This window comes from Variovorax sp. 10N412 (genome assembly GCF_056394985.1).
Genome location: NZ_JBFTIO010000003.1, coordinates 388170 through 401432 on the forward strand (window position 1 = coordinate 388170; position 13263 = coordinate 401432).

10 protein-coding genes are annotated in these 13263 nt (G+C 68.6%); 4 read left to right on the plus strand and 6 right to left on the minus strand.

The window, feature by feature from the left end:
- Window positions 1-50: 50 nt before the first annotated feature.
- From AC1DJH_RS11130 to AC1DJH_RS11150, 5 genes are all read right to left on the minus strand, one after another.
- Entirely contained in the window at window positions 51-809 is a 759-nt protein-coding gene (locus tag AC1DJH_RS11130; RefSeq protein WP_478185717.1) for a GNAT family N-acetyltransferase, read from the minus strand.
- Window positions 806-1999: a biosynthetic peptidoglycan transglycosylase gene (locus AC1DJH_RS11135; protein ID WP_478185718.1), complete on the minus strand. Its 1194-nt coding sequence runs from the start codon at window positions 1997-1999 to the stop codon at window positions 806-808. Before AC1DJH_RS11135 ends, AC1DJH_RS11130 begins: the two co-directional genes overlap by 4 nt.
- Before the next feature lie 95 nt (window positions 2000-2094).
- Window positions 2095-2664 (minus strand): hypothetical protein, encoded by a 570-nt coding sequence (locus AC1DJH_RS11140; protein ID WP_478185719.1) that lies wholly within the window; start codon window positions 2662-2664, stop codon window positions 2095-2097.
- Window positions 2645-3583, minus strand: coding sequence for an exosortase Q (gene xrtQ, locus AC1DJH_RS11145; protein WP_478185720.1), 939 nt, complete (start codon window positions 3581-3583; stop codon window positions 2645-2647). Before xrtQ ends, AC1DJH_RS11140 begins: the two co-directional genes overlap by 20 nt.
- A 24-nt stretch (window positions 3584-3607) precedes the next feature.
- A complete protein-coding gene (locus AC1DJH_RS11150) occupies window positions 3608-5677 on the minus strand; it encodes a VIT and vWA domain-containing protein (protein ID WP_478185721.1) in 2070 nt (689 codons plus the stop codon).
- 204 nt (window positions 5678-5881) lie between these two features.
- On the opposite strand from AC1DJH_RS11150, the gene creD reads away from it, so the two are divergent.
- From creD to AC1DJH_RS11170, 4 genes are all read left to right on the plus strand, one after another.
- Window positions 5882-7354, plus strand: a complete 1473-nt coding sequence (creD, locus tag AC1DJH_RS11155; RefSeq protein WP_478185722.1) for a cell envelope integrity protein CreD — start codon at window positions 5882-5884, stop codon at window positions 7352-7354.
- Window positions 7351-8643 carry a glycoside hydrolase family 3 N-terminal domain-containing protein gene (locus tag AC1DJH_RS11160; protein ID WP_478185723.1) on the plus strand — a complete coding sequence of 431 codons (1293 nt, stop codon included), beginning with the start codon at window positions 7351-7353 and terminating at the stop codon, window positions 8641-8643. The genes creD and AC1DJH_RS11160 overlap by 4 nt, the downstream gene beginning before the upstream one ends.
- Window positions 8644-8656: 13 nt before the next feature.
- Window positions 8657-11065 (plus strand): penicillin-binding protein 1A, encoded by a 2409-nt coding sequence (locus tag AC1DJH_RS11165; protein WP_478185724.1) that lies wholly within the window; start codon window positions 8657-8659, stop codon window positions 11063-11065.
- Between the two features lie 97 nt (window positions 11066-11162).
- On the plus strand, window positions 11163-11768 hold the full coding sequence (locus AC1DJH_RS11170) for a hypothetical protein (protein ID WP_472113266.1): 606 nt from the start codon (window positions 11163-11165) through the stop codon (window positions 11766-11768).
- Window positions 11769-11773: 5 nt separating this feature from the next.
- Here AC1DJH_RS11170 and creC read toward each other — a convergent pair whose 3' ends face one another.
- Window positions 11774-13225 carry a two-component system sensor histidine kinase CreC gene (creC, locus tag AC1DJH_RS11175; RefSeq protein WP_478185725.1) on the minus strand — a complete coding sequence of 484 codons (1452 nt, stop codon included), beginning with the start codon at window positions 13223-13225 and terminating at the stop codon, window positions 11774-11776.
- Window positions 13226-13263 lie beyond the last annotated feature (38 nt).

Below are 13263 nucleotides of genomic sequence, written 5' to 3' on the forward strand. Positions count from 1 at the left end.
GTGGCACTAACCCGCGCCCGGCGCCACCCGTGCACGTCGGCGTGGTCTTCTTACTTCGTCCAGTAGCTGTACTGCCAGTGCGTCTCGAAGCCGGCACGCCGGTACAGCGCCAGCGCGGCAGGGTTCGCCGCGTCGACCTGCAGGAACACCCGCTCGAACCCCTGCGCCAGCGCCGCCTGCGCCAGCCCGGCCAGCACGCGGCCCGCCAGGCCGCGTCCGCGCTGCGCCTTGTCGGTTCGCATGCCGTGCACGCTGGCCCAGCCGTGGCCGAACGCCATGGCGCCGGCCGCCACCGTGCGGCCGTCTTCGCGCACGCTGGCGTACAGCGTGCCCTTGGCGCGCGACAGCATGCGCACGCGGTGCGCGCCGTCCACCGGGTCGAAACCCTCGCCCAGGAACAAGGCAGCCCACGCGTCGTCGGGGGCGCTGTCGACATCGGCGGGCGCCACGCCGGGCGCGGCCACCTGCCGCATGCGCTGCGCCGAGCCGACCTGCACGCAGGTCGGGGCGTCCGCCTGGTACTGGCGGCGTTCCAGCTCGGCGCGCAGCCCTTCGAAGCAGGGCGCGTCGGCCAGCCGCAGCGCGGTCGCGGCCTGGCGGCTGGCGTAGCGGTCCTCGATGCGGCCGAGCGTGGCGGCATCGACCGCGCCGCGGTGCAGCGGCACGGCCGACCTGGCGCGCTTCACGGTGCCGTCGGCGAAAGGCAGCAGCCAGCCGTCGAGCTCCTCGGTGAGGTCGGGCGAAACGGCCGCGACGGTGGCGCGCTCGATGGCTTCGATGTCGGAGACGTTCAGGGTCATGGGATTCATGGGGTGGCCTCGGGCGCCGTGAACTTCGCCGCGGCCACGCCCTTGAGCAGCGCCTCGCGCTGGTTCCGGCTGATGCCGCGGATGCCCTCGGCCACCCACTTGATGCGCTCGGCGTCGATGTGGCCGTCGCGCCGCCATTGTTCGAGCACGGCCTGCGGCTTGTGCAGCATGGCCGCGAGCCACACGGCCTGCGCCGGCTCCAGCGTGCGTGCGCTGCGCTTGAAGTAGCGGCGCGCCGCGGCCTCGGCGCCGCAGAGGTTGCCGCCCCACGGCGCGTTGTCCAGGTACAGCTGCAGGATGCGGGCCTTGCCCAGCGTCTGCTCCATTTCCACCGCGTAGAGCAACTCGCGCAGCTTGCGCTCGGCGGTGCGGTCGCTGCCCGTCACCAGCAGCTTGGCCAGCTGCTGCGTGAGCGTGCTGCCGCCGCGGCGGATCTGCCCGGGCTTCTGGTTGTTGTCGATCGACGCGAGGATCTCGGTCAGGTCGTAGCCGGTGTGGGTGAAGAAGCGCTGGTCTTCCGCCGCGATGACGGCGCGCGCCAGCCAGCTGTCGTTGCCGAGCTTGGCCGACGGGCCGCAGCTGGTGCGCGCGTTCAGCATGGCCTCGGTGCCCAGCCCCTCGACCGTGAACTGGCTGATGGCCGGCTGCACTGCGAAGGTGGCCTCGGGCAGCGCGAGCTGGCCACGCAGCGCCAGCGTGCCGCCGATGCGCGCACGCTGCAGCTCGGGCAGCGTGGGCACCAGCACCGCGTACCAGCGCGCGATGGGCGCGTCCTGCACGCTGGCGTTGAGATGCAGGGTCTTGGGTGCGAGCCTGCCGTCCCACTGGCCTTGCAGCGGCGTGGTGTCGGTGCTCAGCGGCATGGCCTCGAAGGTGCCGGCGAGCATGTTGCCGTCGCGCTTGACGGTGGCGACAAGGCGCTCGACCTTGATCGGCTCGGTGCCCAGCGCCGACACCTCGGCGCTGCAGGGCGCGCACTGCATTTCGAGCAGCTCGCCGGCCGGCTTCCAGGCGAAGCGCACGGTGCCGAAGCGGGTGTCGAGCGAACGCCCGTTCAGGTACGGCGCGAACCAGGGCGAGGTGGCCACCCGCACCGCGGTCGGCACGCCGATCTCGAAGTTCAGCGGCCCGGCCTGCACCGTGGTGCTCCACTCGCCGGCGGCGGGCGCGAGCGCGAGCTTGACTATCAAAAAGATAGCTACACACGCAGTAATGACAAGGGCCAGCAGGCCATAAAGCACAAATCGCAGGGTCTTCTTCACAGGCTCGTTCACAGGCTCGTTTGTCAGATCGGTCTCGCCACGGTGACAGCTTGCCACGGGCCATGCGACTGGCCGCTGGCCGCCGCCCAGTACCAGGCTGAAGTGTCAGTGAAAGCCGTGCCCCGGGCATCCACGATCCGCTCGCAGACGCGGATTTTTTGCGCGCCGGGCCGTTGCGCAACAAAACAGCGCCACAGGCGTTCCTGCGCATCGCGCTCCAGCCGCGCCTGCTCGATGCGGTAGCCCAGCGCGCGGTAGCAGTCCACCGCGGGGTGCAGCATGCGCGTGGGCTGCGTCACCGCGCGCATCACCAGCGTCTGCGTGCCGTCGGTCATGCGGCCGATCGCGCCGGGAAAGTTGTCGGCAAAGCGCTGCTCGACCTCGCTCAGCGCCAGCGGGCGCAACGTCGCACCGTCCCATTCGCGGGGCCATTCGTGCGACGTGGCGGCGGCCACCGGCTCGGCCGGCGCGCGCACCGCCGCGGTGAGCGACCACCCCATGCACAGCACCATCGCCAGCGCGAAGGCCGACTTGTGTCCGATGCGGTTGATGAAATGGTTGGCGAACCAGCGCTCAAAGAACGGTGTCGACACGGCGGCCTCCCTGGGTGGTGATCAGGCCCGGAATGGGTTGTCCGGGATGTTCGGAAAGTTCAGGCGCGGGACGCACCGGCACCATCAGCCGGGCGATGGCGCCACACACCACGGCCAGCACCAGCAGGCCCAGTGCGTTGTGCGCCCAGGGCGCCGGCGGATGGCCCGCGCCTTCGAAGGCGATCAGCACGCTGTTGCGAACGATGTTCCCGCCCAGCACGAAGAGGCCGACCATCGGCAGGCGGCGCACGAAGCCGCGGTCGCTGCGGCCGGCCCACAGCGCGACCGCGCAGGCCGTGAAGTAGCCGAGCCAGACCATCTGCACGCCGGAGCAGGGCGCATCGACGATCACCAGGCGGCCGTCGATCATCAGGGTCGCGCCTTCGCGCGCCACCTCGAAGCCCGGCGCCAGCAGCCAGCGGCTGACCTCGGCGGTGACCACGCGCAGCGGGTAGCCGGCATAGAACTGCAGCGACGACAGCAGCGGCAGCGCCAGCACCGACAGGCCGGCCACCGGCAGCGCCGCCACGCGCCGCGGCAGGAACGCGAGCAGGCCGCAGGCCAGCGCCAGCACGGCGATCAGGCCCGCCGCCAGCGGCGGCAGCGCAGGGACCAGGCCGAGCCCGGTGCGCAGCAGCGTCGCCAGCACGGTGCCCGCGCCCGCCAGCGCGAGCCAGCCCAGGCGCGGCGAAGCGCGCAGTTCGCGCCGGCGATGCCAGGCCAGCGCGGCGAGCGCGACCAGCGCCAGCAGGCCCATCGGATCGTCGGAGCCGTCGCGCATGCGCTGGACCATCCAGGCCCAGGTGGGCACCAGCGCGGCGAACTGCAGCGCGAGCCAGCCGGCGGCCGGCGTGCGGTCGATGTGGATGCCCCAGTCCACGATGCGCGGGTGGCGGTGGGCGAGCGTTGCCAAGGACATGGGTCTTCTCTCTCTCTTTTCTGTTCAGGACGTGAAGCGGCGCGCGTCGTTGCGGCGTGCGCGGCGGCGCAGCATGGCCAGCATCGACAGCACCACGGCAATGGCACCCAGCGATTCGGGCTCGGGCGTGCTCGGCACTTCGGCACCGAGCGCCAACTCGCTCACGCCTTGCGGCAGGGGCAGCGGCTGGTTCACCGACGCGCTGTCCTGCGGCGCCAGGTTGCGCACCACCTTGTCGACCGCGATGAAGCTCGTGTACTGCGTGAGCAGGCTGTACTTCAGGCCCAGCTCGGTGATGCGCTCCTTGAAGGCCGCGCTGCCTTCGAGCGTTTCCTGGTCGCTCAGGCTCTGGATGCGGTGGCGCGCCCACAGCGTGCGCAGCGCCGCGGTGTCCAGGCGGGTGCGGTCGTCGATGCGCACTTCCTGGCGGTACGGGCCGCTGGCGCTCTGGCCTTCGATGATCACGCGGCCCTTGGGCTGGCCACGCCACTTGCCGAACACGATCACCGGGCGTTCGCCGAGCACGTCGGGCAGGGCCTGCGGCTCCACGTCGTACACGTCGAGGCCGCCGAAGGTCGCCTTCACATTCGTGAGCACCGGCGACTCCACCATGCGGCGAAAGCGCGCGGCCTGCTCGGGCGCCTGCACCGGGTCGGTGATGATGAAGGGCTCGCCCATGCCGGCGCGCGCAATGCCTTCCATCAGGCTGCGGTTCACCGAAGAGCCGATGCCGAAGGCGAACACATTGGCCTTCGACAGGTTGTTGCGCACCAGCTCGAAGGCTTCGCGCTCCACCGTCACGTAGCCGTCGGTCACCACGACCACGGTGCGCGACACCTTGTCTTCCTTCGGCTCCGCGTACACGCGCTTCAGAGCCGGAATCAGCTCGGTGCTGCCGCTGCCGCTGTAGTTCTGGATGGTCGACAGCGCCTGCTGGATGTTGGCGCGCGTGGCCGGCACCGACCTGGGCGACAGCATCTTGTTGCTGCCCGAGAACAGCAGCACGTTGAAGGTATCGCTGGGGCGCAACCCGCCGATCAGGCGTTCGAGCACCGTCTTGGCGGTGTCCAGCGGAAAGCCGTGCATCGAGCCCGAGATGTCGACCACGAAGATGTAGTCGCGCGGCGAAATGGCACTGGCGGCCACGGCCTTGGGCGGCTCGACCATCGCGAGGAAGAAGTTCTCCGCGTTCTCACCCTGCCCCTTGTAGAGCATCAGGCCCGATTCGATCTTCTCGCCCGCCAGCCGGTAGTCGAGCACGAAGTCGCGGTTGTCCGCGGGGCGGCCGTCGGCCGTGAGCGCAATGTCCGCATGCTGGTCTTCGTCGCTCTTCTTCACGTCGATGGTGTGCGTGGCGGAGCGAATTTCCTTCAGGCCCATCGGCGTGTCGATGCTGGCCTTCAACTTGAAGCTGGCGGTGGGCGTCGTGCCCGAGGCCGGTGCAGGCAGCGTCGGTTGCGCGACCCACTTCGCCTGCGCGTTCTCCGACTGCGGGCTGTTGTAGCGCGGACCGACCACGGTCGGGAACACGAACTGGTAGTTGCCCGACTGCGGCACCAGCAGCTCGGTGTAGCGCAGCTCCACCTTCACGTCGTCGCCGGGCAGGATGTTGGCGACGTTCATCTGGAACACGTTGGGCAGGTGCTGCTCGAGCAGGGCTGCGGTCTTGCCCTCCTTCTTCGCGGTGTCGTACTCGATCTGCGCCTGCTGCTTCTCGCGGATCTGCGCGGTGATGAGGCGGTCGGCCAGGCGCACATTCAGGCCGCTCACCGCGGCCTTGGTCGAACCGGGGAACACGTACTTCGCCTCGATGGCGCGCCGGCCTTCGTTGCGGTAGGTCTGCGTGACCGTCACGTCGGCGATCACGCCCGAGATCTTCACCGAGACCTCGGTGCCTTTCAGCGGCAGGCGGTCGACCGCGGGGTCGTCGCTCTTCACGAAGAAGTAGGGGCTCTCGGTCTTCAGGCGCGCGCCGGCCGGCGCTTCCTGCGCGTGGGCCGGGCGCACGCCCATGGCGATGAAGCCCGCGGTCGCCAGGCTCACGGTGGCGAGCCAGAGCCAGCGGCCGGGGCGTGGGGTGGTGTGGGCATCCATGGCGGGGGTCCTTGTCCGTGCGAACTTGCACAGCGGCAACTGTCGCCAGCGCAGGAGAAGGCAGTGGGAAGACGCCTTGAAGTCGCAACCCTTGAATTCGCCGCTGTGTGAAGCCTGTGTGAAGCCGTGCGGCGCGGGCGCTTCACACGGCCTTCGGATCGCGCGGCGAGCATCGCGGCTTCCCTGACAACGAGGAGAGAAAAAATGCTTCAGTTCCTGAGAGCCCTGCAGAGCTCGATGCTGGTCAAGGTGGCCGGCCTGTTCTTCCTGGTGCTGATGCTGTGCATTCCGCTGGCGGAGATCGACTCGCTCAACCGCGCGCGCGGCGACAGCCAGCGCGAAGCCGCCCAGGAACTCGCCGCCACCTACGCCGGACGCCAGACCATGGTCGGCCCGCTGCTGCTGGTGCCGTATGTCGAGCGCTGGATGGAGCCGCAGCGCAATGCGCAGGGCAAGGTGATCGGCCAGGAAGCGCGAGCCAAGGAAATGGCCCACGTGGTGTTCCCGGAGAAGCTGCACATCGAAGGCACCATGGCGCCGCAGGAGCGCTACCGCGGCATCTTCAAGATTCCGTTCTACACGCTGAACGCCACGCTCGGCGGCGGCTTCGCGGCTTTCGACCCGAAGGCCGTGCAGCGCAGCGAGACCGATTCGAAGATCGAATTCAAGACCCCCTTCATCGCCTTCAACGTGAGCGACCTGCGCGGCCTCGACGGCTCACCGGCGCTGGTGATGGGCGGCGAGACCTTGCGCTTTCGCCAGCGCGTGCCGGGCATCGCCGACGACGCCTGGTTCGCCGACGGCATCCACGCGCCGCTGACCGGCGCCGCGCTGGCGGCATGGCAGGCCAACACCCCCGTGTCTTTCGAAATGAAGCTCGGCCTCGTCGGGCAGGACACGCTGGCGATTGCCCCCATTGCCGAGGAAACCACCGCGCACCTCAGTTCGCCCTGGGCGCACCCGAGCTTCGGCGGCCGCTTTCTCGCGGCCGAGCGCAGCGTGACGCCGCAAGGCTTCGACGCGCGCTGGCGCGTGTCCTCGCTCGTGACCTCGGCGCGCGAGCAGGTGCGCGGCGGCCTGGCCGGGCGCGGCGGCGACCCCGAGAGCGACGCCGAACCGGTGGGCCGCGCGCGCCGCACCCTGGGCGCGCTGCAGACCTTCGACGTGTCGCTGGCACAGCCCATCAACGTGTATTCGATGAGCACGCGCGCGGGCAAGTACGGCATGCTGTTCATCGGGCTGGTGCTGATGGCGGCCTTCATGTTCGAACTGTTCCGCAAGCTGCGCCTGCACCCGGTCCAGTACGGCCTGGTGGGACTGTCGATCGCGCTGTTCTTCCTGCTGTTGCTGGCACTGTCGGAAAAGTTCGCCTTCTGGATGGCGTATGCGGGCGCGGCCACGGCCAGCGTCGCCTTGCTGGCGGTGTACTTCAGCGCGGTGCTCGAAGGCTGGCGGCGCGGGTTGTCGTTCAGTGCGTTCGTGGCGCTGTTGTATGGCGCGCTCTACGGGCTGCTGGCCTCGGAGAGCAATGCGCTGCTGCTCGGCGCGTTGCTGATCTTCGGCATGCTGGCCGTGCTGATGCTGGTCACGCGCAAGGTCGACTGGTATGCGCTGTCGCGGCAAAACAAGGCGAACGAAGCGACGCCGGCCACGATCGCCGAAGCACAGGCGGCATGAAGCTGCTGCGGGCCATCGGCGGTGCGCTGGGCTGGCTGGCCCTGGTCACGCTGTGGTTCTGGGCCTGGCACCTGAAGGACCCGCACCTGCTCTTCATGCGCGCTTGGGAGCTGCCCCTGCTGCTTGCAGCGCTGGCCGCAAGCAGCGCCACGGCATGGCGGTTCGCGCGCGGCGCGTTGCGCCCGGTGGCACTGGGCCTCGCATGCACGGGGCTGCTCACGGCGGTGTGCAACGAGGCCGCTTCTCGCCAGCACCACGCCGAAGTCCTTGCAATGTCGGGCCCCACCGCGCAAACGCTGGGCGCGCACTTCATCGTTGGCTACGACGACGCGAACGACCTGCGCGAACTCGCGCGCAAGGGACTGATCGGCGGCATCTTCGTGACCGGGCGCAACGTGCGGGGCCGCACCGCCGACCAACTGCGCGACGAAATCCGGGGCCTTCAGGCGCTGCGCCGCGACGCCGGCCTGCCGCCGCTCGTCGTCGCGACCGACCAGGAAGGCGGCGGCGTCTCGCGCCTGTCGCCACTGGTGCAACGCCAGCCCGCGCTGTCCACCCTGCTCGACGCGGACGTTCCCGACGGCCAGCTCTCCGAACGCGCGCGTGCCTACGGTGCGCAACAGGGCAGGGCGCTCGCGGCTTTGGGCGTCACGCTCAACTTCAGCCCCGTGGTCGACCTGCGGCCGGGCCGTGCGCCGGGCCGCTGGGATTTCCACACCCGCATCGAAGACCGCGCCATCTCGAGCGACCCCACCGTCACCACGCAGGTGGCGCTCGCTTACGCGCAAGGCCTTGAATCCGCTAGCGTTCGCGGCACGCTGAAGCACTTTCCCGGCCTGGCCGGCGTGACCGCGGACACCCACCATTTCGCCGCCGAACTGCGCACACCGGTTGCCCGCTTGGCCGCGCAAGACTGGAAACCATTTCAAGAAGTGTCGAAACAATCTGACGCAGCCATCATGCTGGGCCATGTCATCCTTGCGGAACTCGATGCGCGGTACCCGGTCTCTTTCTCGCGCAGAATCGTGCAGCGGCTGATTCGAGGCGAGTGGGGCTACCAGGGCCTGCTCGTCACCGACGATCTCACGATGGGCGCGGCCTACAACCGCGGTCTCTGCGAAGCCACTGTCCGGGCCATCGACGCCGGGGTGGACCTCCTGCTGATCGCCTTCGACCACGACAAGTACTTCGATGCCATGCATTGCGCGCATCAGGCCGCGCAGCGCGGCGCGCTCGATCTCAAGATGCTGGAACGCCGCAACGCGCAGCGGCTCCAATCCTTTCGCTAGCTAGCTTTCTCCTATGTTCAAACGTTCAAGCTCCACCCCTCCCGACGGCCCTGAAGACGATGGCCGTTCCGGCGATCCGAACCGCCGCTGGAAACGCATCGCAGGGTGGGGCGCCATCGTGGTGGGCTCCGGCGCGCTGGTGGTCATCGTCGCGGCCATCGTGGCCGTGGTGGCCATCTACCCGAAGCTGCCCGACGTGTCGGAGCTGGCCGACTACCGCCCCAAGCTGCCGCTGCGCGTGTACTCCAGCGAAGGCCAGCTGATCGGCGAGTTCGGCGAAGAGCGCCGCAACCTCACGCCCTTCGCGAACATTCCCAAGGTGATGAAGGACGCGGTGCTGGCGGTGGAAGACGCGCGCTTCTACGACCACGGCGGCGTCGACTACAAGGGCTTCCTGCGCGCGGCCGTGGCCAGCCTGAAGGGCGGACGCAAGCAGGGCGCCTCGACCATCACGATGCAGGTGGCGCGCAACGTGTACCTGAGCTCGGAGCGCACGCTGAGCCGCAAGTCGTACGAAATCCTGCTGGCGCTTCGGCTCGAGCAGCAGCTCACCAAGGACCAGATCCTGGAGATCTACCTCAACCAGATCTACCTGGGCAACCGTGCCTACGGTTTCGCGGCTGCCGCCGAGACCTACTTCGGCAAGCCGCTGCAGAACGTGACCATCGCCGAGGCCGCGATGCTGGCCGGCCTGCCGAAGGCGCCCGGCGCCAACAACCCGGTGGCCAACCCGCGGCGCGCGCGGGCACGCCAGCTGTACGTGATCGACCGCATGCAGGAAACCGGCTTCATCACCGCCGCGCAGGCGGCCGAAGCGAAGAAGGAAGAACTGCACCTGCGCGATTCCGCCGACCCCAGCCGCCTGCACGCCGAGTACGTGGCCGAGACGGTGCGCCAGATGATGTACGCACAGTACGGCGACAGCATCTATACCAGCGGCCTGAAGGTCTATACCTCGCTGGTCGCGGCCGACCAGGCGGCGGCCTACAAGTCGCTGCGCAAGGGCATCATGGATTACGAGCGCCGCCAGCCCTACCGCGGCCCCGAGAAGTTCGTCGACCTGCCGACCGAGCAGAAGGAAGTCGACGAAGCCGTGGACGATGCGCTGGCCGAACACCCCGACAACGGCGACGTGGTCGCGGCCGTGGTCCTGGATGTCGACGCCAAGGAAATCAACGCCGTGCGCGCCAACGGCGAAACCGTGCAGATCAGCGGCGAAGGCCTGAAGCCCGCGCAGTCCGGCCTGGCCGCGAAGGCGCCACCGAACATCAAGATCCGCCGCGGCGCGGTGATCCGCGTGGCCCGCACGCCGAAGAACACCTGGGAGATCACGCAGCTGCCCGAGGTCGAGGGCGCCTTCATCGGCATGGACCCGCGCAGCGGCGCCATCAAGGCGCTGGTGGGCGGCTTCGATTTCGGCAAGAACAAGTTCAACCACGTGACGCAGGCCTGGCGCCAGCCGGGCTCGAGCTTCAAGCCCTTCATCTATTCGGCCGCGCTGGAGAAAGGCTTTTCGCCTTCCACCGTGGTGAACGACGCGCCGCTGCACTTCGACGCCGCCGAGAACGGCGGCCAGCCCTGGGAGCCGAAGAACTTCGAGGGCACCTACGAAGGCCCAATGCCGCTGCGCACCGCGCTCATGAAATCGAAGAACCTGGTCACGCTGCGCGTGCTGCAGTCGATCGGCGCGCCCTATGCGCAGGACTGGGTCACCAAGTTCGGCTTCGACAAGGACAAGCAACCCGCCAACCTGCCGATGGGCCTGGGCGCCGGCTCGGTCACGCCGATGCAGATGGCGGTGGGCTATTCGGTGTTCGCCAACGGCGGCTACCGCGTGAACCCCTACCTGGTCACGCGCGTCACCGACCTGCGCGACAAGGTCCTCATGGAAACCGAGGCGCCGGTGCTCGACGAGTCGCGCCGCGCCATTCCGCAACGCAACGCCTTCGTCATGGATTCGCTGCTGCAGAGCGTGGTGAAGAGCGGCACCGGCTTCAAGGCGCACCAGGCCCTGAAGCGTGACGACCTCTACGGCAAGACCGGCACCACCAACGATTCCTTCGACACCTGGTTCGCGGGCTTCCAGCCGACCATGGTCGGCATCGCGTGGATCGGCTACGACACGCCGCGCCAGCTGGGTGTGCGCGGCGAGACCGGCGGCAGCCTGAGCCTGCCGATCTGGATCGGCTACATGCAGACCGCGCTGCAGGGCGTGCCGGTGACGCAACCGCCCGAGCCGCCGGGCGTGGTGAACGTCGACGGCGAGTGGTACTTCGACGACTTCACGCCGGGCCACAACGTGGCGAGCCTGGGCCTGGAGACAGAGACTGCGCCGCCGCCGGTGGAGGAAATCACCGGCGCGCCACTGGGTGCGCCGCCGCAGCCCGAAGAGCGCAACAAGATCCTGGATTTCTTCAGGTAGCCCGCCCGGCCATCGAACAGGCGGGGGGAAGCAGGCGGGTCATGGTGCCTACACTCGGTGCTGCGTCCCGCCTTCTCTTTTTCTTCCTCACGATTCCATGGAAATTCTTACCCTGGTGGCATTGATTGCCGCCGGCTTCTACATTCTCAAGTCCAGGGAGCAGCGCCAGCGCATCGCCGTCCTGGGCAGCCACCTCGGCCGCTACCAGATCGAACGGCTCATGGAGAGCCTGACCTCCGGCTACCTGCGCTGCCTGGGCGAAGACGACGCCGAGCGCCGCCAGCAGATCTGGCACCTGCTGGACGCCACCGAGGAAAAGATCGCCAGCCAGCTCGAGAGCTTCTCCACCGAGATGGCGCGCGTGCCGGAGCCCATCGCGCGCGTGAGCAAGCTTCCGGTGGCGCTCCCGCTGGCCACGCAGCTTCTTCCGGCCGCGAGCTTCGACCTGCGCGAAGCGCTGCGTATCCATGCACGCGGCGTGGCCGGCGTGACGCGCAACGACGCGAACCGCACGCCCAAGTCGAAGGCTTTCACCATGTCGGCCGAGCTGTTCCTGATGCAGCACACCTGCCACTGGTACTGCAAGTCGAAGACCGTGGCGTCGGCGCGCATGCTGGCGCGGCACCACACGTCCTACGACCAGTTGCTCGCAGCCGTGAGCCCGGAAACGCGCAACGCGTACCGCGCCCTCACGGGTCAGTGAACCGCTCAGTGATGTGACGACAACAGCGGCAATGTGAGCGTCGCCACCGCGCCGCCACGCGACGCGTTGCCCAGCTCGATGCGGCCGCGGTGCAGTGCCGCGATCTCCTTCACGAACGCCAGCCCGAGCCCCGTGCTCTTCTTCTGGCTGTGCGGACGGGCGAGCGAATAGAACTTCTGGAAGACCTTTTCCTGCGCGTACTCGGGAATGCCCGGGCCGTGGTCGCGCACGCTCACGCGTGCGAGCTTCGAGGTGGTTTCCAGCGTGAGCAGCACCTCGCTGTCGCGCGGTGAAAAATCGATGGCGTTGTCCAGCAGGTTGCTGATGGCCCGGCGCAGCAGGAACGGGTCGCCTTCCGTGCGTGCGTCGTCGCGGACATTCACCAGCAGGCGGATGTTGCGCTTGGCCGCCGCGGGTTGCGCACTGATGGCGATGTCGTCGATCAGCGCGGCGAGCGCCACGGGTTCGGTGCGGTCCAGCCTGCGGCGCGTTTCCAGCGCCGTGAGCTCCATCATGCGATCGACGATTTCCTGGATGCGCTGTGTCTCGCGCTCGATGTTCGTGAGAAAGCGTTCGCGCTCGGCATGCGGCATCGACGGTTCCTGCAGCAGTTCGGCCGCGCCGCGAATGGCCGACAGCGGGCTCTTCACTTCGTGCGTGAAGGTCTGCACGTAGTCGGCCACGTAGTTGCGCCCGGTCAGCGCATCGCGCATTTCGCTGAAACCCGTGCGAACGCCGTCCACCGCGCGGCGCGCCATGCGCCCGATGCTCAGGCTGCCCAGGCGGTGCTGGGCCCGCACCCAGGTCCAGTAATCGCGGATCAGCCCGAAGGGCCGCACCAGCCACACCGAGACGATCACCGCCAGCAGCAGCAGCGCCAGCCCCGAGCCCACGCCCACCCAGATGGTGCGGGCGCGCGCGTCTTCCACGAACTGGCCGAAGCTCTGCACCGGCTTGCCCACGCTGACCATGCCGACGATCTCGTTGTTCCATCGGATCGGCGCGCCGACGTACATGACCGAGGTGCGCGGGTCGCCGTCGACGTCGCGCGAGGTGCGCGCGCCGTACAGGCCGGCGAGCGTGCGGCTCACGTCGCTCCACTGCGAATAGTCGGCGCCCAGGTGCCTGCCGAGCGAGTCGAACATCACGCGCCCGCTGCGGTCGGTGACGTACACACGCAGCTCGACGCGGCTCTTGTGCAGGTTGTAGATCTGTGCCGAAAACTCGCGCGCGTACACCGTGCGGAACAGCGGTTCGAGCCGCGCGGTGTTGATGGCGCCCGCAATCACGTCCTGCTCGACCAGGCTGGCCACGAGCTGAGAGGTTTCGACCAGCGATTCCTCGGCCGACTCGCGGTAGCGCGGATCGATGTCCGACACGACGCGGTAAAGCAGCAGCCCGATGCCCGCCGTGTAGATCAGCAAGATGCCGATGAAGATGCGCGTGCGTCGCGTCAAAGGCTGGCACTCCCCCAGGCTTGCCCACTTCGTGTGGC

What these genes read in the sequence shown, in the direction of transcription:
- AC1DJH_RS11130 (WP_478185717.1), bottom strand. Translation starts at nt 809, where the DNA reads ATGAATCCCATGACCCTGAACGTCTCCGACATCGAAGCCATCGAGCGC.
- xrtQ (WP_478185720.1), bottom strand. Translation starts at nt 3,583, where the DNA reads ATGTCCTTGGCAACGCTCGCCCACCGCCACCCGCGCATCGTGGACTGG.
- AC1DJH_RS11150 (WP_478185721.1), bottom strand. Translation starts at nt 5,677, where the DNA reads ATGGATGCCCACACCACCCCACGCCCCGGCCGCTGGCTCTGGCTCGCC.
- creD (WP_478185722.1), top strand. Translation starts at nt 5,882, where the DNA reads ATGCTTCAGTTCCTGAGAGCCCTGCAGAGCTCGATGCTGGTCAAGGTG.
- AC1DJH_RS11160 (WP_478185723.1), top strand. Translation starts at nt 7,351, where the DNA reads ATGAAGCTGCTGCGGGCCATCGGCGGTGCGCTGGGCTGGCTGGCCCTG.
- AC1DJH_RS11165 (WP_478185724.1), top strand. Translation starts at nt 8,657, where the DNA reads ATGTTCAAACGTTCAAGCTCCACCCCTCCCGACGGCCCTGAAGACGAT.
- AC1DJH_RS11170 (WP_472113266.1), top strand. Translation starts at nt 11,163, where the DNA reads ATGGAAATTCTTACCCTGGTGGCATTGATTGCCGCCGGCTTCTACATT.